The sequence below is a fragment of the Pseudohoeflea suaedae genome (genome assembly GCF_004354915.1).
Classification (GTDB): domain Bacteria; phylum Pseudomonadota; class Alphaproteobacteria; order Rhizobiales; family Rhizobiaceae; genus Pseudohoeflea; species Pseudohoeflea suaedae.
On the sequence record NZ_SMSI01000001.1, the window covers coordinates 1662105 to 1680394 of the forward strand.

The window sequence follows — 18290 nt, forward strand, 5'->3', positions numbered from 1 at the left end:
ATGATCTTCTCGCTATTTCAACGAAAAAAATCCAACCGTCAGGTGATCGAACGCCAGTACGAGCTGATCACCAACGCCGCCCGTCGGCCGGTATTTTATGCGTCGATGGATGTGCCCGATACGGTAATGGGGCGCTTCGAGATGATCTCGGTCCACCTGATCCTCTATCTCAGGGCATCCAACAAGGCCGGCGAGACCGCTGCCCGGATCGCCCAGGAAATCGTGGATGCCTTCTTCGAGGATGTGGACCATTCGATCCGCGAACTGGGAATCGGCGACACCTCGGTTCCCAAGCGGATGAAGAAGTTCAGCCATATGTTCTATGGTCGCGCCAAGAGCTACGAGGAAGCGATCGCGGCAGGCGATGCCGATGCGCTGGCGGCAGCCTTGGGACGCAACATTCACCCGGAGGCAGGTGACGCAAGGCCTGCCATGACGGCGCTCGCGCGTTACATGGTGGAGACGAACGGAATACTCGCCGAGGTATCCGCAGCCGAATTCGAGGCTGGACGTGTGACGTTTCCCGATGCCGGCCCCGACACGGGCCCGGATACCCATAACGCGGAAAACAGCCGGAAGGCTTGAGAGATATGACGACCGAGAAACAAGCATACAGTTACAAGGTCCGAGTCGGCCATGTCGCTGCCAATCCGATCACCGTGACCTTCGAGGCCGATGAGGCCGAACGCAGGGAGATCGCCAGGATATGGGATGTGCCTGCGGTCGAATCCTTCTCCGGCGAGGCCTCCGTTGCCCGCTGGAAGCGTGACGGCGTGCGCGTCAAGGGCGAGGTCAAGGTCCGTATCGTGCAGGAATGCGTGGTGACGCTCGAACCGGTGGAACAGGACATCGCGGAACGTTTCGAGGCGCTTTTCGTGCCGGAAAATTCCCGGCTTGCCCGTCAGGATACGACCGACGGAGAGCTCGTGGTCGATCCCGAGGGAGCCGATATCCCCGAGACCTTCACCGGCGATTCGATCGATCTGGGAGCCGTCGCGGCCGAATTCGCGGCGCTTGCCATTGATCCCTATCCGCGCAAGGAAGGCGTCGAATTCGAGGGATTCATCGAATCCGATCCCGCCGAGGACAAGAAGGAATCGCCCTTTGCGGTCCTCAAATTCGCCAAGCCCGGGAATGAAGGCGAGTGATCCGGGCGTTGCGGCCGCTTTCCACAAAGCGGTTGTGCGGCAGATGAAAACGGGTATTTTCTGCGCGCTCGTTCAAAGTGCGCGCCACCCTGGCGCGAAACGGCCGGGACACGTCGGCAAGAGGGACGCCGTTTTGCACGCCGCTCACCGGCCGGGCTTGGAAAACGGACATTCGAGAATTAACATCTGCTTTAATGCAGGGGAGAAGTAGGGCGCGTGGTACGCATTTCAGTGGATTTGATGGGAGGTGACCACGGACCGTCGGTCACGATTCCCGGTGCGGCCCTGGCGCTCGAGCGCCATCCCGATATCCGTTTCGTCCTTCATGGTCTTGCCGCCGAGTGCGAACCCATTCTTGAAAAGTACCAGCCGCTCAAGCAGGCCTCCACCTTCGTGCCCGCCGAAATGGCCGTGGCGATGGATGAAAAACCGAGCCAGGCGCTGCGTCAGGGCCGCTACCGTTCCTCCATGTGGCGCGCCATCGAGAGCGTGAAGAACGGCGATGCCGATGTCTGCATTTCCGCCGGAAACACCGGTGCGCTGATGGCGATGTCGAAATTCTGCCTGCGCACGATGGCCAATATCGAGCGCCCGGCGATCGCCGCGATCTGGCCGACGATGCGCGGCGAATCCATTGTTCTGGACGTCGGTGCCACGGTGGGCGCCGATGCCCAGCAGCTCATCGATTTCGCGATGATGGGAGCCGCCATGTCGCGCGCGCTCTTCGCCATCGAGCGCCCGAGCATCGGTCTGCTCAATGTCGGCGTCGAGGAGATCAAGGGCAATGAGGAGGTCAAGGAGGCCGGCCGTCTCATTCGCGAGGCCAACATGCCCAATCTGGCCTATCATGGATTCGTCGAGGGCGACGACCTGGGCAAGGGCACGGTGGACGTGGTCGTGACCGAAGGCTTCGTCGGCAATATCGCGCTCAAGACCGCCGAGGGCACGGCGCGCCAGATCGCTCAATATCTGCGCTCGGCGATGTCGCGCACCTGGACGGCCAAGCTGGGCTATCTGCTGGCCAAGGGCGCCTTCGACCGCCTGCGCGAAAAGATGGACCCGGGAAAAGTCAATGGCGGGGTGTTTCTCGGCCTTAATGGTGTCGTGATCAAGTCGCATGGCGGTGCGGATGCCGACGGCTTCGCCAACGCCGTCGATGTCGGTTTCGACATGGCGCGCGAAGGGCTGAAAGCCCGCATCGAGCACGATCTCAATTTCTACCACTCCCGGCGCGTCGGCGCTTCCGATGCCGATACGAAGAGTGGCGAGCAGGACAAGGCGTAATGATCAGGTCAGTAATTTGCGGGTACGGGGCTGCCCTGCCGAAAAAGGCGATGGCGAACTCCGAGATCGAGGGCATCGTCGAAACCAGCGACGAATGGATTGCCCAGAGAACCGGCATCCGCCAGCGTTACATTGCCGACGAAACCGAGACCACGGCATCGCTCGGCGAGGCTGCGGCCCGCCAGGCGCTCGATCGCGCCGGCCTGACCGCCGACGACATCGATCTGATCATCGTCGCGACCTCGACGCCCGACAACACCTTCCCGGCGACCGCGGTGAATATCCAGAACCGCCTCGGCATGCATCACGGTGCGGCCTTCGATGTGCAGGCTGTCTGCTCGGGCTTCATCTTCGCGCTGACGACCGCCAACAACTATGTCCTGAGCGGAATGGCCCGGCGCGTGCTGGTCATTGGTGCGGAAACCTTCTCCCGCATTCTCGACTGGACCGACCGCACCACCTGCGTGCTCTTCGGCGACGGTGCCGGCGCGGTGATCATCGAGGCGCGCGAAGGCGAGGGCGTCACCTCGGATCGCGGCATCCTGACCGCCCATCTGCGCTCGGACGGCGCCCACAAGGACAAGCTTTACGTCGATGGCGGTCCGTCCTCCACCGGAACCGTGGGCCAGTTGCGCATGCAGGGCAGGGAAGTCTTCAAGCACGCGGTCGGCATGATCACGGATGTCATCGAAGCCGCCTATGATGCCACCGGCCTGTCGTCGGAGGATATCGACTGGTTCGTGCCCCACCAGGCCAATCGCCGCATCATCGAGGCCTCCGCGAAGAAGCTCGGAATTGCCGATGAGAAGGTGGTCCTGACGGTCGACAAGCACGGCAACACCTCTGCCGCTTCGATCCCGCTGGCCCTCAACGAGGCTGCATCCGCAGGCAAGATCAAGGAAGGCGATCTCGTTCTGCTCGAAGCCATGGGCGGCGGCTTTACCTGGGGTTCGGTGCTCGTCCGCTGGTAACGGCGCGCCGTTCATCCGCCTCTGTGACCCGAAACGGGATGTGATCGGCGCGATTTTCATTTTGCGTTGACACTGGCGGCCGCGCTTTTTTCCGCCACTGGCCCAATGGTGTCAGTGGGTTACTTGACCTCGGCAGACATGGCTCCTAAAGTTGAATCCGGCTGTTTCGATGGGGAGCAGCACGGTGGCAGGGATTCATGACTGGTAAAACCGTAACACGCGCTGATCTCGCCGAAGCCGTATTTCGGAAGGTCGGGCTTTCGCGGACCGAGTCTGCGGAATTGGTCGAGATGGTCATCGACGAAGTCTGCAACGCCATTGTGCGGGGCGACAGCGTCAAGCTTTCCTCCTTCGCGACGTTTCAGGTGCGCGACAAGAAGGAACGCATCGGCCGAAACCCCAAGACCGGTGAGGAAGTGCCGATTTCTCCTCGTCGCGTCATGACCTTCAAGGCTTCGAACGTTCTCAAGAACCGGGTCCTCAAGGGACATCAGAAGAGCAAGCCGAAGGGCTGAACGCCCTTTGGGGCCGCCCGCCGGCCGTGTCGCGCTCGCAAGCGGGCCGGAAACCCGGGACTTTGCGTCCCGGGGCACTTGATATTTAGCCCGCAAATCGTTGCAATGGCGCATTCTTTGCCAAGCTGAGTGATTCGTTCGCCTGACCGTTTCACCTTGAGGTGCAAACGGATCGGATCGGCAAGCGACCGAATTCATTTACGCATTTCGATTTTGCCGATTACGTCAAAATCAAAATCGCTCTAGGGGATGAGATGGACAAGAGCGCGGACGCGTTTCGTACGATTTCGGAAGTAGCCGAGGACCTGGATCTTCCGCAGCATGTTCTTCGCTTCTGGGAGACGCGTTTCAGCCAGATCAAGCCGATGAAGCGCGGCGGCGGCCGTCGCTATTATCGGCCGGAGGATGTCGAACTGCTCAAGGGCATCCGGCACCTGCTCTACGATCAGGGTTACACGATCAAGGGCGTCCAGAAGCTTCTCAAGCAAAACGGAAACAAGTTCGTCGTCGCCATCGGCTCGGGCGATGCGAGCGCCTTCGAGGCGCTGGCCAAGGGCATGCCGGACGAACCTGAAAGGGTGGCGCCTGCCGTTGCGGAGGACGATCAGATTCTCGGCAAGGCCAAGGCCCCGGTATCGCGCCGCTTTTTCAGCCGCGGTGGCGACGAGAAGACGGTGGCCGCGGGCGAGGGGCGGGGAACCGGTGCGCCGGTCTCCAGCGAGGACCGGGCGCTGCTGCAGGAGGCGCTCTACGACCTCTTGGAATGCAAGCGGCTTCTCGACCAGGTTCGCTGACGGCAATGCCCGTCGAGGCGTGCGCTTACTGAAGCAGTCTGTCGCGGGCGCGCCTGGCTTCGGCAAGCGCCAGTTCAAGTGTTCCCTGAGCCTCGAGAAGTCCCTTTTCACGCGCCATGGCAACGGCCATGTCGAGCTGCATCATCATCATCGCAAGGCGCTGCAACTCGGTCTGCGTCGCATGGCTGACGGTTCCCACGATAGGATGGACAGGCTGTGACTTCTTCATCGCTTCGCCGTGAACCCTTCGAAATAGTCACGCAGGTCTTCGCGGTCGAATTCCCTTTCTATCGTCGCCGGTGACATCAGTTCCTTGCCGAACCACGGATATTTCCGTTCATCGAAACTGGTCTTGAGGAAGTCGATGAATTGCTGATGGCGCACCGACTTCTTGGTTTCAGGGTGCGTCGCAAGCCAGATTTCGGTGCGGAAGTTGATGCCGAAGTCGAGCGCGACCACATCGCCTCCGATCGCCCGGGCATAATTCGGCATCATCCCGATGCCGGCACCCTTGGTGATCGCCCAGTAATGGGCCGAGGAGAAATTCGTCTTCAGCCGGACCATCCGGCTGGCGATCTCGGGATTGAAGATCCTGTCGAGATTGTAGCCCTGCAGCTGTTCCGTTTCCTGCTCGACGACCCGGTGTGAGGCGAGTTCGCTCAACGAGGTGGGCGCGCCGTGCCGGTCGATGTAGCTCTGCGAGGCAAAGGGAACGAGATGCAGGTAGCCCAGTCTCACGACATCGAGTTCCGGGCGCTCCGGCTTGACGAGCTGGATGGAGATGTCCGCCTCGAGCCGCATCACGTCCACCGAGCGCATGGCGCATTGAAGCTCGACGCGGCTCTGGTTCTGCGTCGTCTCCATATAGTCGACGATCTTCGGCGTCAGCCAGAAGGTTCCCAGTCCTTCGGTGATGGCCACCCGCACCGGTCCCCTGGCATTCTCCTTCGCTGCCTGCGCCACTTTCAGCATGTCCGCCATCGAGTTCTCGACGTCGCGGGCCGCCTGCATGACGCGGCGCCCCTCCGGCGTCAGGCGTACGCCGTCCGCCTCGCGATAAAGCAACGGATAGCCAAGAATGTCTTCGAGCCGTGAGATGATGCGGCGAATGGTGTTGACCGCTTGTCCGGTCTCCTCCGCCGTCTTTCTGAAACTTGCAGTCTGCGCCACCACCAACAGCGTGCGGATGCTGTTCCAGTCGACGTTACGCAAAAGGTGTTCCATCGGTGGAACGCTCCGTCTCAAACTTGACCAAAGCCATGCCGGCTTTGTAGCGCTAGTTTACACCCCAACAACCTTAGGGGGTGCTAATATGCAGGTCTTACAAGAAGATAGTTTTTCTCATCCTATTGCAAGTTTGCGAAATGCAATCAGTAGCAGTACCAACAGCGGTGACAAGCTCGCACGGGCGGCCGCGCTCGTCTCCGTCTCCAACCGGATGCGACACGAGGACGTGCCGCGATTGCTGGATGCCGCTGGCGCCGTCATCGGGCAACTGGCCTCTGTCCAGACCGTCATTCGCATTGCTGATACGAATCCGGATGCCGTGTGGATCTTTTCACGCAAGGGCAGGGATCGCGCCGAGGGATTTGTCGCAACCCTCCTGCTCAACGAGGCTGGCCGCGTCGCGCTTTTCGACGGCTCACTCGATCTCCTCGATCCGCAGGCCGAATACCTCGCGGCTCAGCATGAAAGCCCCGCCGTCATCTATGTATGGGCGAGTTATACGCCCGGCCTGATGGCCGCTGGTATCCCGCGCGTCTTCGACCGATTCGACAGCCCGCATTATGCCCGGGCCGACATTGTCTCGACCTCGTTCACGCTGCGCGGCCACAGGGCAATGATCAATCGCGGCTTCGAAAAAGGGGTGGAATTCGACGGCAAGCGGCTCGAACAATTCTACATCCTCAAGCGTTCACCGCAGTCGCTGGCGGCTTCGGAGCCTCGCTACGCCAATCACGACAAGTCACTGCATCCCACCGGCATTCGCGTCGTCAACGGTTTCGACGACATGATGCGTGTGGCGGCGATCCGCTCGGCGGTCTTCATCGGCGAGCAGTCCTGTCCCTTCGACGAGGAATTCGACGGCAACGATCTCGCTGCCACCCACCTTCTCGCTTTCGTCGACAACGAACCCGCAGGCTGCATGCGCATCCGCTTCTTCGGAGAGTTCGCGAAGATGGAGCGTCTGGCCGTGCGCAAGGAGTTCCGGAATACGCGAACGGCCTTCGACCTGGTGCGCGCGAGCGTCGAACTGTGCCGGGACAAGGGCTATCGCCGGCTCTATGGCCATGCGCGGGAGGACTATCTGCGCTTCTGGCAGCATTTCGGCTTCAAGGTGAAGGAGAACGGCGCGCCCTTCACCTTCTCCGATCATTCCTTCGTCGAGATGGTCGAGGAGGTCGAGCCTTCGGCGAAAGCTGTCAGGATATCCGACGGACCCTATCGGATCATCCGCCCCGAGGGGGCCTGGCACGTGCCCGGACCGCTCGAGCGGTCGGCAGATCGTGGAGCGGCATGAAGGATAGGTAGTTCTAGCTGGATTGGTAATATGATATGACTACGCAGACGACCAATGCCGATGTCTTTGCCTGGATGATACGCACGCTGGTGTCGTGTCGTCGGGAAGCTGAAAAGATGGGACTCGAAGATCTTTCGCAGTTGATCAATCTCGCGATCTTTCAGACTGCGCTGGATTGGGAGGGAATCGACCCGGCGCCGTCCGGGAAGAACGATCATCTGGAAAGTCTGCTGAGACTCAAGATGAAACTCGCTTATTCGCAGACCGACGAGAACGTCGTGGTTCTGAATTCGAAAACCGCCGGGGAGGTCTGATTCTCTGCGGTTGGCCGGGCGGGCGCAGGGTTGACGCCTCCGATTGCACGGAACGCGCCCGTCCGGTTCTCATGCAGTGCGCGACCGTGCGCATCGGTCGCCGTCTGTTTACGTATCATCTGCCGCGGTGGATCTCGCCGGGCGGTGCGGATCACTGAAATCGCCGGCCTCTACGTATTTTCGTGCTGGTGGGCCTTGCGCCCTCAGGCTCCATCATTTACAGCCAATCCCGGTTCGGAGCGTAGCGCAGCCAGGTAGCGCACTTGACTGGGGGTCAAGGGGTCGTGGGTTCGAATCCCGCCGCTCCGACCATTTCCTTCCCCCGATTTTTCCCTTTCAGTCCCGCCGCCCTCGCGGCTTCTCAGGTGTCAAGCGCGCCTCTTGCCGCTGTGCGGTCGGCGGCGCGGGCAGTCGTGTCGTCTCCAATGAAAAACACCCCGGATGTTGCCATCCGGGGTGTGATTGCGTCCGGACGCTGGTGCGTCCAGTGGGTCGGTCAGGCTGCGGCCGACATTTCGTTTTCGACTTCGGAGACGGTCTTGAGAACCTGCGAAGCGATTGCGTAGGGGTCGCCCTGCGAGTTCGGACGACGGTCTTCAAGGTAGCCCTTGTAGCCGTTGTTGACGAAGGAGTGCGGGACGCGGATCGAGGCGCCGCGGTCAGCCACGCCGTAGGAGAACTTGTTCCACGGAGCGGTTTCGTGCTTGCCGGTCAGGCGCATGTGGTTGTCCGGACCGTAGACGTCGATATGGTCCTGCAGGTTCTTTTCGAACTGAGCCATGAGCTTCTCGAAATAGGCCTTGCCGCCGACTTCGCGCATGTACTTGGTCGAGAAGTTGCAGTGCATGCCCGAGCCGTTCCAGTCGGTGTCGCCGAGTGGCTTGCAGTGCCATTCGATGTCGATGCCGTATTTTTCGCAGATGCGGAGCAGCAGGTAGCGGGCGATCCAGATCTGGTCGGCGGCCTTCTTGGAGCCCTTGCCGAAAATCTGGAATTCCCACTGGCCCTTGGCCACTTCGGCGTTGATGCCTTCGTGGTTGATGCCGGCCTCGAGGCACTGGTCGAGGTGCTCTTCGACGATCTCGCGAGCGATGGAGCCGACATTCTTGTAGCCGACGCCGGTGTAGTAGGGGCCCTGCGGAGCGGGATAGCCCTGTTCCGGGAAGCCGAGCGGCCGGCCGTCCTCGTAGAAGAAATATTCCTGCTCGAAGCCGAACCAGGCGCCTTCGTCGTCCATGATCTCTGCGCGGGTGTTGGACGGGTGCGGGGTGACGCCATCCGGCATCATGACTTCGCACATGACGAGGACGCCGTTCTTGCGGGCCGGGTCCGGATAGACGGCGACGGGCTTGAGGACGCAGTCGGAGCTGGAGCCTTCAGCCTGTTCGGTCGAGGAGCCGTCGAAGCCCCACAGCGGGAGTTCTTCGAGCGACGGGAAGGAATCGAATTCCTTGATCTGCGTCTTGCCACGAAGGTTGGCGACGGGCTTGTAGCCGTCGAGCCAGATGTATTCGAGCTTGTATTTGGTCATGTAGTAAAGTCTCCTGACCTGCCGGGACTTGGCCGTTGATTTTTCTGGTGTGTCGGCGCCGCCCATCGGGTGTGCCGATCCCGACAGGGAAGAATGCACGTTTCATGCCAGTTGGCTTGTGGCGCGGAGAGATGATGCGCTTCATGGCCGGTTTCGCCGATATTCGCCGGTCTTGCCGCAGCGCCGGGGTCTAAGGTCTTGATTCTCTGTTGCTCGGGTGAGGGGGTGTCATCCTGACGCAGCTTCGGCCTGCATTCCTCGCACCAAGGTGCGAAAATCGGGGCTCTGCGAATGCACAATAATTTAGCGCCTAAATAATAGGCAAATGACTATTTTTTGTGTCTTTCTGCTGTAAACCTATTCTGGAGATGTTATATTGAAGGTCTTACGGCGGTAGGAGGCCGCCTTACCCGAACAACCCGGAAACGGGGGAGGAAACGCAGATGGAAATGAACACTCAGGGCAGAACTGCCCAGATCATTGAATTTCCCCGCAAGTTCCGTCGTCCAGGCGCAACCGAGGATGCAAAGTTTCGCGGCATGTCGTCCGCCCAGGCCCTCGTGCCGGTACTCTCGACCGACGGCTGGTATCACGACGCCGCGATGAAGGAAGAAAGCTGAGGCAAATCGGCTCGGCCGGCCCGGCCAGGTCGGGCTGAATTCCAGGCGCCGCCGCACGCGCGAATGAACAAACCCGCCCGCCTTTTAAAGGCGCGGCGGGTTTTTGTCTTGTCCGGCATGCTGATCGGGGGAAGGGCGTCAGGCCGCGGAGCGTTCGGCCCGCAGGCGGGTCTGCCAGCGCTTTTCGAGCGCGATGCAGCCCCATGCTATGCCCATCAGAAGGTAGAAATGGCGCCAATGGTCCGTATCGATGACGTTGCCGATCATCGTGTGGCCGATGATGAGGACCATCGCCATCATCAGAAAGGGCTGCCAGGGCCGGTCGCGGAACATGTATTTCACGCCCAGCGTCAGCGTCCAGATGATCAGCGTCACATAACTGATGAAGCCCATCCAGCCGTAATCCATCAGCGCCTTGAGCCAGATATTGTGCGTGTCCTCGCCGAGCGCGAGGCCGAATTCCAGCGGGCCGATGCCGAGCGGATGATCGAGAGCCCAGCCGAAACCGATGGCGTGGCGGGCAAAACGGCCCAGATGCGCACCGTCATAGGATTGGACGAGCTTGGCGCGGGTTTCGAAAAGGCTCGAGACCTGGGGAATCTGCAGTGCCACCACGACGGCGGCCACCAGCGCCACCACGCCGATCATCGACATGATCACGATCTTCAGCCGGAAGGATCCGGTCCGCCGCTTGATGAGCATGCAGAAGATCAGGGCGAGCATTGAAAACGCAAACAGACCCCATGCCGCGCGCGAGAAGGACAGGAAAACGCCGATCGTCAGGACCACCAGGCCCAGCGCCTTGATGGGGGCGGTCGACAGCTTGCCGTCCAGAAGTCCGTACATCAGGTAGATCGAAGGCAGAACGAGATAGGGACCGAAGACGTTCGGGTCCTGGAAGGCGCCCATGGCGCGGTCGTAGCGGGTAAAGGCGGCAGCACCCGGAATGAGGCCGAAATAGCCCAGGATGCCCAGAAGCGCGGTGATGATTGCCGCCACCACATAGGCCTTGAAGATCAGGTTGAGCCGCCGCCAGTCGGCCTCGATCACGGCCGCGAAGAACATCGCGGAGATGGCGAGGAACAGCGACACGGCGATGTACATCGGCGTGCCCTTCACGTTCGGCATCGTCAGGATCGAGAACATGCCGCCGATGTTGAAGGTGATGTAGAGCGCGATGAGCGGCGCGATATGTCGCGACAGCCGCAGTCCCATGATCGCCCACAGGCCGATGAGCGCGGCCATGTAGAGCTCATAGGGTGCGGGCTCGCGGATCACGAAACCGGAGAGGAAAACGCCGAAGGCGATCGCCAGCGAGGCGAGCACGCTGATGCCGGCCCGGTGCGGCATCGTGATTCCGGGATGGACGCCGCGATAATGCGCGGCGTGGCTATGGGTGGCAGTCACGCTCAATATGCGTTTTCCGTATTGAGAAGCCTGATCGGCGTGAGGAACAGGATCTTGAGGTCGAGCAGCAGCGACCAGTTCTCGATGTAATAGAGGTCGCAGGCGACGCGCTGGCGGATCTTGTCGTCATTGTCGATCTCGCCGCGCCAGCCGGAAATCTGCGCCCAGCCGGTCACGCCGGGCTTGACCCGGTGGCGGGCGAAGTAGCCGTCGACCACCTCGGTGAACTGGAGGTCCTTGGTGCCGGCGGCAACCGCGTGGGGGCGGGGGCCGACGAGGGAGAGGTCGCCCTTGAGCACGTTGAAGAACTGCGGCAGTTCGTCGATCGAGGTCTTGCGGATGAAGCGTCCGATCTTGGTCACCCGCGGATCGCCCTTGGATACGAGCACCTTGGCTTCCGGATCGCACATCTCGGTATACATCGAGCGGAACTTGAAGACGTCGATGACCTCGTTGTTGAAGCCGTGCCGCTTCTGCCGGAAGATCACCGGCCCCTTGGAATCGAGCTTGATGGCAATCGCCGTGCCCAGCATTACCGGCCAGAGGGCGGCAATGGCCGCCAGGCTGAAGAAGATGTCGAAGCCGCGCTTGGCCACCGAATCCCAGTCGGTGATCGGGCGGTCGAAGATATCGAGAAGCGGTGCGGCGCCGACATAGGAATAGGAACGTGGGCGGAAGCGCAGCCGGTTGGCGTGGGCGGCCAGGCGGATGTCGAGCGGCAGCACCCAGAGCTTCTTGAGAAGCTGGAGAACGCGGAGTTCGGCCGAGAGCGGCAGCGCGATGATCAGCATGTCGATGCGGGCAAGCCGCGCGAATGTCACCAGTTCGCTGGCCGTGCCGAGCTTCGGATAGCCGGCCACCACCTCGGGCGAGCGGCGGGTGCTGCGATCGTCGAAGATGCCGCAGATGCGGATGTCGTTGTTGGGCTCCTGCTCGATCGAGCGGATGAGCGCCTCGGCCATGTCGCCGCCGCCGACGATTACCGCGCGGCGTTCCATCACGCCGTTGCGCGCCCAGCGGCGAATGGAGAAGGCCAGCAGCGTGCGCGACAGGAACAGGACCGCGGCGCCGGCGATGAACCAGGCAAGAAACCAGATGCGCGAATAGACCAGGCTGAACTGCAGGAAGAAGCCGATGACGGCCAGGACCGCGAGCGTGCCGGTCCAGGAGGCGAACACCCGCGGATAGGTATGAATGGCCGTCCGCAGCGCCGGAACCAGGTAGCAGTCCGACAGCTGCATCACGACGATCGCCATCAGCGAGCCGAACAGCAGGGCAGGCAGGTAATAGACGCCGGTCAGGCCCAGCGCCGGACCGTCATAGATGAGATGGATGGCAAGGCCGACGAGAAACAGCGCCGAGAACTCGGCGAGCCGCAACAGGCCGGTGATCATCGTGGGCGTATAGCTTTCCTGGGCCAGACGCTTGGCTGTCTGTTTGGCAATCCGGTTGAGTTCTTCCGGTTCCGGCACCCTGTCGCGATCAGCCGGTGCCTTCTGCAGCGCTTCCCGAAGCGATTCGCTGTCAAATTGCGAGGATTTTTCGATCTTGTTCACGAGCCCCACTCCAAACCTTGCCGTTCGGAATAGCAGATCGCCCCTAAGAAAAGCTTTATTCCGCCGCCGTGGCTTTGGCCTGCTGCGAGGCGCTTGTCAGTTTTTCGTACAGCGCCAGCATGTCGGCGGCCATGCGGGAGGCCGAGAAGCGTTCACGGAACGCGTCGCGTTCCGGCATGGCGTTTGCAAGCCAGTTCTCTTCCATGACGGCATGCGCCATCGCCTGGCTCATTGCTTCCACATTGTCAGGCTCGACAAGCGCTTCCGATTGCGTGCCGAGGATTTCGGGAATGCCGCCGACGCGTGTGGCAAGCATGGACTTGCCCGCAGCGATCGCTTCGAGGACGATATACGGCATGGATTCCGCGCGCGAGGGGACCACCACGTGCCGCGCGAGCGCGAAAGCCTGGCGTGCCGGCATCGCGTCGTGCATCGATATCCGCGCGCCCATGCCCATCCGGTCTATCATCGCCTGATAGCGTGGCTTGTCGTCCCCGTCGCCCACCATCACGGCGCGAAGCGGGCGTCCGACGATCTGTTCGGCGCGGCGCAGGCTGTTGATGAAGACATCGGGACCCTTCAGGTCGCGCATCATGCCTATGTAGAGAAATTCCGGTGCGTCCGGCAGAGCGGTCACGGGCTCGAATTCGCCCGGCCGCAGCCCGTTATGTATCAGCTCCCAGTCGGCCTTCGGTTTCCCGATCTTCTCGGCATAGGTGCGCCGCTCGTAGTCGGAGACGAAGACAAGGCTGTCCGTCCACCGTTCGAACATGCGCTCGATGCCGAAGAAGAGCTGACCCCTGGCGCTGCGCCGGTCGTAATGCAGGCTGCCGCCATGGGGAGAGTATAAACGGGCAACGCAACTACCTGATACCCGTAGACGTGAACCGACCATCCGCGCGAACGCGCCACCCTTGGCGCCGTGTCCGTGCAGGACGTCCGGTTTCAATTCCTTGACCTCGGAGTATGTCTCCAGGAATGACGAGATGTCCGATGGCCCGATCGATCGGCGAATCGCCAGCCGCCTCACGCCGAGCGAGAGATGCGGACGAATGCCGTCGAAAAGCGCGTCCTCGAACGATCCTCCGGTGATGGAATCGCAAAGGATGCCCACCTCGTGCCCGGCCCGGGCATGTTCCTCGGCGAGGTCACGCACATGGCGGAAGATGCCGCCGACAGGCGAGCGAAAGCAGTGGAGGATGCGCAAGGGCCTTGTCTCGCTCATTGCCTAGAAAAGACGCTCGCGGACGTAAATCGTGTCGCCGGCCATGATCGGGTCGGAAATGGAGACGCGACCGGTCATGACTTCACCATTTATCGTTCGGGTGATGTCGACGCTGCGCTGGTTGGCGCGCGGGGAATACCCTCCGGCGATCGCAATGGCGTTCTGGACGGTCATGCCCGCCACATAGGAATACTGTCCGCCCTGGCCGACTTCGCCCATGATGAAGAACGAGCGGTAGCGATCGACCTCCACCGAGACGTCCGGATCGCGCAGGTAGCCTTCGCGCAGCTTCGTTGCGAGCTGGCTCTCGATTTGCTTGATCGTGTGGCCGCGTGCCGGAATGGAGCCGACGAGCGGGAAGGCGATGTAGCCCGCCTGATCCACGGTATAATTGCCGGTCAGACCCTGCTGCTCGAAGACCGTGACGCGCAGGCGGTCACCGGAATCAAGCCTGTAGGGCTGGATGACGGCCTCATGAAATGCCTTCGGGGCAGGGTGGTAACCCGAGCAACCCGCCAGAACGACCGAAGTCATCGCTGCCGCAAAAATTCGCGCTACTGAAAATCGACCCGAGGCCACGTTGCCGCTCCGCAATCTACCGTTTGTGTGAGGCAGTTATCATCCCGTTAGGGTTAACGGTGGGTAAAGCATCTGCTTATTTTTCGGCGACGAGATCGCGGTGGGAGGGGAGTTATAATCCGGTACGCGCGCGCGAGGCGAAGCTGGAGAAAATTGGCGCCTATGCCCGCTTGGGCTGCGTCCTTGAAAGGTAAACGCTTGCTAAACAAGGCTTTAAGACTTGTGTTACCATGTTCATTTACCATGCCCGGCGATTGCAAGTATGGAGTGGCTCAATGAGCGTGGCGGCAAATCAGTCAGATGTGGATATCGATCTCGGGCGGCTCGTCGCCGCAGTTTGGGAGCGGCGAATTACGGTCGCACTTGTTACGATTATAGCTGCGGTCGCGGCTTTCCTCGTAACAACGACGATCGCCCCCCGTTACAAGGGGGAGGCGCGGCTTCTCATCACCGCCCGTGAACCCGTTTATACCGGCGAGAGCGGTCAAAGGCAGCCGGCGGAGCCCAACTTCGACGAGTTGTCGATCATGAGCCAGGTCGAGATTCTCAAATCCTCCGACCTCATCACGCAGGTTGCCGAGAAGCTCGATCTCGCATCCCGTCCGGAGTTCGATGCCTCTGCCGACACGTCGGCGATTTCCGAAATTCTCGTCGGCTTCGGCCTGAAGAGCCCGGTCAATAGCAGCGCGGGCGAGCGCGTGCTCAAGCACTTCAACGAGAAGCTCGACGTCTATGTCGTCCCGTCCTCGCGCATTGTGGCCATCGAGTTCACTTCGGAAGATCCGGCGCTCGCTGCCGAAGTCGCCAATGCGATGGCGGACGAATATCTGACGTTCAACGCCGGGCTGAAGATCGAGAACAACTCTAATGCCAGCGCCTGGCTCGGCCCGGAGATCGACAATCTGCGCCAGAAGGTGCGCGAGAGCGAGGAGAGGATTGCCCGCTATCGCGCCGAAAAGGGGCTGTTGCAGGTCAGCGATACGGAAACCATCGCCGCCAAGCAGCTGTCCGACATTTCCGCCGAGCTCAGCCGTGTGCGCGGTGAAAAGGCCGATGCGGAGGCCCGCGTACGTAACGTCCGTGCGGCGCTTGAAAGCGGCCAGTCGGATTCGATCGGCGACGTCCTTGCATCCAGCAATGTCCAGCGGCTCAAGGAGCGCGAAAGCAACATCCGCGCCCAGATCGCCGACCTGTCCACCACTCTGCTCGAGGGTCACCCGCGCATGAAGGCGCTGCGCTCGCAGCTCGCCGATGTCGAAGGCCAGGTGCGCAACGAGACCCGCAAGGTGCTTTCGAGCCTCGAAAGCAATGCTCGTCTGGCGGCTGCGCGTGAAGAGGAACTGGTCTCCCAGGTCAATGCCCTGAAGACCGGCTCGGCCCGCGAAGGCGAGGAATCCGTGGAGCTGCGCGAACTCGAGCGCGAAGCGGCATCCCAGCGCGATCTGCTGGAGACCTATCTCGCCCGTTTCCGGGAATCGGCCTCGCGTTCGGCTCCTGCCTCCGCGCCCGCCGACGCCCGCGTGATTTCGCGTGCAGTTCCGCCCGCAGAACCCTATTTCCCCAAGACAGTGCCGATCATCATCGTTGCGGCCCTGGCAGCCTTCCTGCTGACAGCGATCTGGACCATGCTGACCGAGCTTCTCTCCGGACGTGCGCTGCGCCCGGCGGAGGGGGCATATGAAGCGGACGCGGCTACCGCCCGCGTGGACGTCCCCGCCAGCCATCCGGCAGTCGCTCGCAGGGCTCCGCGCGCAGAACCTGCCGCGCCCGCAGAACCTGCCGCGCCCGCGGCCCCCGAAGTCCCCGCTGCCCGCATCGCTGCTGTTACAGGTGCGCCCGTGCAGTCCGAGCGCAGGCGGGAGCAGGTGTCGGTACTGTCCGCGCCTGTCGAACCGAAGCCTGAAGCCGCACCTGTGGTCGAAGGCAGTTTTGATTTCTCCGTCGAGGCCGTCGCCGACCAGCTTCTCGCCGACCAGACCCTGATGGCGATCTCCGTCTCGCCCGAAGGCGATCGCGGTTCGCTGTCAGCCGTCATGCTGGCGCGCACCGTGGCTGCCGAAGGCGCCAAGGTGCTGCTCGTCGATCTGACGGGGTCGGGCTGCCCGACCGAGCTGATGGCCGAATCGCGCAGGCTCCCGGGCCTGACCGATCTCCTTTGCGGAGAGGTGGCGATCGCCGATGTCATCCATGCGGATCGCCTGTCCGATGCGCAGATCGTGCCGCACGGCAACGCCAATGCACGCCGCGCCATGCGCGCAATCGACCGCCTGCCGATGCTGCTCGACAGCTTTGCCGAGGCCTATGATCTCGTCATCGTCGAATGCGGCATGACCAATGCTGCAAGCGTCGGCCGGATCGCCAGCCGCGACGGTACGGAAATCGTGCTCTCGGTCGTCGATCCGAGCAAGGAAGAGCTCGATGCGGCATTGAGCGATTTCTTCGACAATGGTTTCGAGGATGTGTTGCTGATGACGCCGAGCCAGTATCCCGACAGGCCGGGTCACCGCCGCGCGGTGGCCTGAACGGCCTGAACCTTCGGAAATCTCGATCAGCCGGCGTCTTCGGAGGCCGGCTTTTCGTTGAGCGTCAGCGCCCGAATCCGGCTGGCGATGGCGCGCATGCGCGGCGACGTCTTGACGAAGCGCTTGGCGCCGACAATGGCTGCCATGGCACGCCCGGCCATTGCTCCACGATTGTTGAGCGGCAGGAAGACGTCGAAATGCGGGGTTTCGACCGGGCACCAGGACCGCTTGTAGCGCTGGTCTCCGACCCCGAAATCGAAGCACTCGGCGCCAGTCGCGCAGGCCTGCTCGATCATCAGGTAGAACAGCAATTCGCCAGCGCTTGCGTCCGGCACGGTCCTGTCGTCGACGGAACCGAACTGACAGGTGATGTGGGCACCCTTACGGGTCAGGCCGGCGATGGCGATCAGCTTGGCGACCCCGTCATCCTCGATCTCGACTGCGTGAAGGGCAAGGACGGGCGCGCCGTCATTGGCCGAGAAGCTCGCCAGGCGTCCGAAGATATCGTGAATGCCGGGTTCGGCGAAGACGTCGGGCAAACCCTGCTCCGTAAGGCGCAGCGATTTCTGGCGGAAGAACTCGCCCAGCAGGCGCCGGGCACTCGCATCGTCATCGGCGGTAATATGCCGATAGCCGCCCACGGGCTCCAGCCGGCGCTCTGAAGTGCGGAATTTCTTCCGCCGCCGCTTGGCATTGATCTGACTGAGCGTCTCGGCGAAGTCGGGTTTCAGCGGGAGCTGAAAACTCGCATTCTGGCTCGTGACGTGCCTGAACGCGAGAAGGGGCTCCTCACGCTGGCCGGCCATGGGACGGAGCTTGTCGAGCGCGAGTACGTCGGCGGGAATGTTGAGCGCCGACAAGGTGTCCAGAAGCTCGTCCATCATTGCCGCATCGGCTTCGGCGAGAAAGCGCTCGGAATAGAGCGGCGCGTTGTGGTTGGAGTGCGGCGAGCCGATCAGCCTGGCCACGCGCACGCCGAATTTCCGCACGATCTCGAGCGGCAACAACACGGCCGGGTGGCCATCGAGCGAGACGAGCACCACGAGCGTTGAAAGCCCGGGCAGGGTGGCCCAGGCGCGAGCCCAGTCATAGGTCTGGTGCAGGGTGACGTGCGGTGCGGTTTCCATCGCCCGCCAGACGTTCTCGGCTTTCTCGATACGCTTGATGATCATGGCCGACAGGCGGACATGCCCCACCGAACACGCGCCCTTGGGGCTGTTCTGCGCGGTAATCACGCGGCGTCCGTTTATATCGTCTACATGTACCATTCCGGGATCGCGTTCCTGCCAGAATTCCGCATTTC

The 18290-nt window shown here is 61.8% G+C and carries 18 protein-coding genes and 1 tRNA gene; 11 read left to right on the forward strand and 8 right to left on the reverse strand.

The window, feature by feature from the left end; genetic code table 11:
* The 6 genes from E2A64_RS07790 to E2A64_RS07815 all read left to right on the forward strand — a co-directional run bounded on the left by E2A64_RS07790 (position 1) and on the right by E2A64_RS07815 (position 4712).
* The gene (locus E2A64_RS07790; RefSeq protein WP_133283811.1) at positions 1 to 585 is read left to right on the forward strand and encodes a ubiquinol-cytochrome C chaperone family protein; all 585 of its coding nucleotides are present in this window, start codon (positions 1 to 3) and stop codon (positions 583 to 585) included.
* A 5-nt stretch (positions 586 to 590) separates the two neighbouring features.
* The gene (locus E2A64_RS07795) at positions 591 to 1148 is read left to right on the forward strand and encodes a YceD family protein (RefSeq protein ID WP_133283812.1); all 558 of its coding nucleotides are present in this window, start codon (positions 591 to 593) and stop codon (positions 1146 to 1148) included.
* 216 nt (positions 1149 to 1364) lie between these two features.
* Positions 1365 to 2432, forward strand: a complete 1068-nt coding sequence (gene plsX / locus E2A64_RS07800; protein ID WP_133283813.1) for a phosphate acyltransferase PlsX — start codon at positions 1365 to 1367, stop codon at positions 2430 to 2432.
* Positions 2432 to 3403, forward strand: coding sequence for a beta-ketoacyl-ACP synthase III (locus tag E2A64_RS07805; RefSeq protein ID WP_133283814.1), 972 nt, complete (start codon positions 2432 to 2434; stop codon positions 3401 to 3403). The genes plsX and E2A64_RS07805 overlap by 1 nt, the downstream gene beginning before the upstream one ends.
* Before the next feature lie 197 nt (positions 3404 to 3600).
* Positions 3601 to 3918 carry an integration host factor subunit alpha gene (locus E2A64_RS07810; protein WP_133283815.1) on the forward strand — a complete coding sequence of 106 codons (318 nt, stop codon included), beginning with the start codon at positions 3601 to 3603 and terminating at the stop codon, positions 3916 to 3918.
* Positions 3919 to 4172: 254 nt separating this feature from the next.
* Positions 4173 to 4712, forward strand: a complete 540-nt coding sequence (locus E2A64_RS07815; protein WP_133283816.1) for a MerR family transcriptional regulator — start codon at positions 4173 to 4175, stop codon at positions 4710 to 4712.
* 25 nt (positions 4713 to 4737) lie between these two features.
* Here the strand turns inward: E2A64_RS07815 and E2A64_RS07820 are convergent, their stop codons facing one another.
* Together E2A64_RS07820 and E2A64_RS07825 are read right to left on the reverse strand one after the other, a co-directional pair.
* Positions 4738 to 4941 (reverse strand): hypothetical protein, encoded by a 204-nt coding sequence (locus E2A64_RS07820; RefSeq protein ID WP_133283817.1) that lies wholly within the window; start codon positions 4939 to 4941, stop codon positions 4738 to 4740.
* Positions 4938 to 5936: a LysR family transcriptional regulator gene (locus tag E2A64_RS07825; RefSeq protein ID WP_133283818.1), complete on the reverse strand. Its 999-nt coding sequence runs from the start codon at positions 5934 to 5936 to the stop codon at positions 4938 to 4940. Before E2A64_RS07825 ends, E2A64_RS07820 begins: the two co-directional genes overlap by 4 nt.
* 238 nt (positions 5937 to 6174) lie before the next feature.
* Between E2A64_RS07825 and E2A64_RS07830 the strand changes: the two genes are divergently transcribed.
* The 3 genes from E2A64_RS07830 to E2A64_RS07840 all read left to right on the forward strand — a co-directional run bounded on the left by E2A64_RS07830 (position 6175) and on the right by E2A64_RS07840 (position 7859).
* Positions 6175 to 7233: a GNAT family N-acetyltransferase gene (locus E2A64_RS07830; protein WP_158285715.1), complete on the forward strand. Its 1059-nt coding sequence runs from the start codon at positions 6175 to 6177 to the stop codon at positions 7231 to 7233.
* A gap of 35 nt (positions 7234 to 7268) precedes the next feature.
* Positions 7269 to 7547 (forward strand): hypothetical protein, encoded by a 279-nt coding sequence (locus tag E2A64_RS07835; protein WP_133283820.1) that lies wholly within the window; start codon positions 7269 to 7271, stop codon positions 7545 to 7547.
* A gap of 235 nt (positions 7548 to 7782) precedes the next feature.
* A tRNA-Pro gene (locus E2A64_RS07840) sits at positions 7783 to 7859 on the forward strand.
* A 184-nt stretch (positions 7860 to 8043) separates the two neighbouring features.
* On the opposite strand, the gene E2A64_RS07845 is transcribed toward E2A64_RS07840, so the two are convergent.
* Positions 8044 to 9078, reverse strand: coding sequence for a glutamine synthetase beta-grasp domain-containing protein (locus E2A64_RS07845; protein WP_133283821.1), 1035 nt, complete (start codon positions 9076 to 9078; stop codon positions 8044 to 8046).
* Between the two features lie 443 nt (positions 9079 to 9521).
* Here E2A64_RS07845 and E2A64_RS07850 point away from each other — a divergent pair, with 443 nt between their 5' ends.
* Positions 9522 to 9698 (forward strand): DUF2735 domain-containing protein, encoded by a 177-nt coding sequence (locus tag E2A64_RS07850; protein WP_133283822.1) that lies wholly within the window; start codon positions 9522 to 9524, stop codon positions 9696 to 9698.
* Between the two features lie 138 nt (positions 9699 to 9836).
* On the opposite strand, the gene E2A64_RS07855 is transcribed toward E2A64_RS07850, so the two are convergent.
* Genes E2A64_RS07855 through E2A64_RS07870 form a run of 4 tightly spaced genes read right to left on the reverse strand, consistent with a single transcriptional unit; the run spans position 9837 to position 14420 of the window.
* Entirely contained in the window at positions 9837 to 11048 is a 1212-nt protein-coding gene (locus E2A64_RS07855; protein WP_133284311.1) for an O-antigen ligase family protein, read from the reverse strand.
* A 59-nt stretch (positions 11049 to 11107) separates the two neighbouring features.
* A complete protein-coding gene (locus E2A64_RS07860) occupies positions 11108 to 12661 on the reverse strand; it encodes an undecaprenyl-phosphate glucose phosphotransferase (RefSeq protein ID WP_133283823.1) in 1554 nt (517 codons plus the stop codon).
* Positions 12662 to 12716: 55 nt separating this feature from the next.
* Entirely contained in the window at positions 12717 to 13886 is a 1170-nt protein-coding gene (locus tag E2A64_RS07865) for a glycosyltransferase family 4 protein (protein WP_133283824.1), read from the reverse strand.
* Between the two features lie 3 nt (positions 13887 to 13889).
* Entirely contained in the window at positions 13890 to 14420 is a 531-nt protein-coding gene (locus tag E2A64_RS07870) for a polysaccharide biosynthesis/export family protein (protein WP_133283825.1), read from the reverse strand.
* A 320-nt stretch (positions 14421 to 14740) separates the two neighbouring features.
* Here E2A64_RS07870 and E2A64_RS07875 point away from each other — a divergent pair, with 320 nt between their 5' ends.
* Positions 14741 to 16987 (forward strand): GumC family protein, encoded by a 2247-nt coding sequence (locus E2A64_RS07875; protein WP_133283826.1) that lies wholly within the window; start codon positions 14741 to 14743, stop codon positions 16985 to 16987.
* 26 nt (positions 16988 to 17013) lie between these two features.
* Here E2A64_RS07875 and E2A64_RS07880 read toward each other — a convergent pair whose 3' ends face one another.
* A complete protein-coding gene (locus E2A64_RS07880) occupies positions 17014 to 18255 on the reverse strand; it encodes a GNAT family N-acetyltransferase (protein WP_158285716.1) in 1242 nt (413 codons plus the stop codon).
* Between the last annotated feature and the right edge of the window lie 35 nt (positions 18256 to 18290).

What these genes read in the sequence shown, in the direction of transcription:
- E2A64_RS07880 (WP_158285716.1), bottom strand. Translation starts at nt 18,255, where the DNA reads ATGGTACATGTAGACGATATAAACGGACGCCGCGTGATTACCGCGCAG.
- E2A64_RS07855 (WP_133284311.1), bottom strand. Translation starts at nt 11,048, where the DNA reads ATGCCGCACCGGGCCGGCATCAGCGTGCTCGCCTCGCTGGCGATCGCC.
- E2A64_RS07875 (WP_133283826.1), top strand. Translation starts at nt 14,741, where the DNA reads ATGAGCGTGGCGGCAAATCAGTCAGATGTGGATATCGATCTCGGGCGG.
- E2A64_RS07825 (WP_133283818.1), bottom strand. Translation starts at nt 5,936, where the DNA reads ATGGAACACCTTTTGCGTAACGTCGACTGGAACAGCATCCGCACGCTG.
- E2A64_RS07795 (WP_133283812.1), top strand. Translation starts at nt 591, where the DNA reads ATGACGACCGAGAAACAAGCATACAGTTACAAGGTCCGAGTCGGCCAT.
- E2A64_RS07850 (WP_133283822.1), top strand. Translation starts at nt 9,522, where the DNA reads ATGGAAATGAACACTCAGGGCAGAACTGCCCAGATCATTGAATTTCCC.
- E2A64_RS07820 (WP_133283817.1), bottom strand. Translation starts at nt 4,941, where the DNA reads ATGAAGAAGTCACAGCCTGTCCATCCTATCGTGGGAACCGTCAGCCAT.
- E2A64_RS07835 (WP_133283820.1), top strand. Translation starts at nt 7,269, where the DNA reads ATGACTACGCAGACGACCAATGCCGATGTCTTTGCCTGGATGATACGC.
- E2A64_RS07870 (WP_133283825.1), bottom strand. Translation starts at nt 14,420, where the DNA reads ATGACTTCGGTCGTTCTGGCGGGTTGCTCGGGTTACCACCCTGCCCCG.
- E2A64_RS07865 (WP_133283824.1), bottom strand. Translation starts at nt 13,886, where the DNA reads ATGAGCGAGACAAGGCCCTTGCGCATCCTCCACTGCTTTCGCTCGCCT.
- E2A64_RS07815 (WP_133283816.1), top strand. Translation starts at nt 4,173, where the DNA reads ATGGACAAGAGCGCGGACGCGTTTCGTACGATTTCGGAAGTAGCCGAG.
- E2A64_RS07790 (WP_133283811.1), top strand. Translation starts at nt 1, where the DNA reads ATGATCTTCTCGCTATTTCAACGAAAAAAATCCAACCGTCAGGTGATC.
- E2A64_RS07805 (WP_133283814.1), top strand. Translation starts at nt 2,432, where the DNA reads ATGATCAGGTCAGTAATTTGCGGGTACGGGGCTGCCCTGCCGAAAAAG.
- E2A64_RS07810 (WP_133283815.1), top strand. Translation starts at nt 3,601, where the DNA reads ATGACTGGTAAAACCGTAACACGCGCTGATCTCGCCGAAGCCGTATTT.
- E2A64_RS07845 (WP_133283821.1), bottom strand. Translation starts at nt 9,078, where the DNA reads ATGACCAAATACAAGCTCGAATACATCTGGCTCGACGGCTACAAGCCC.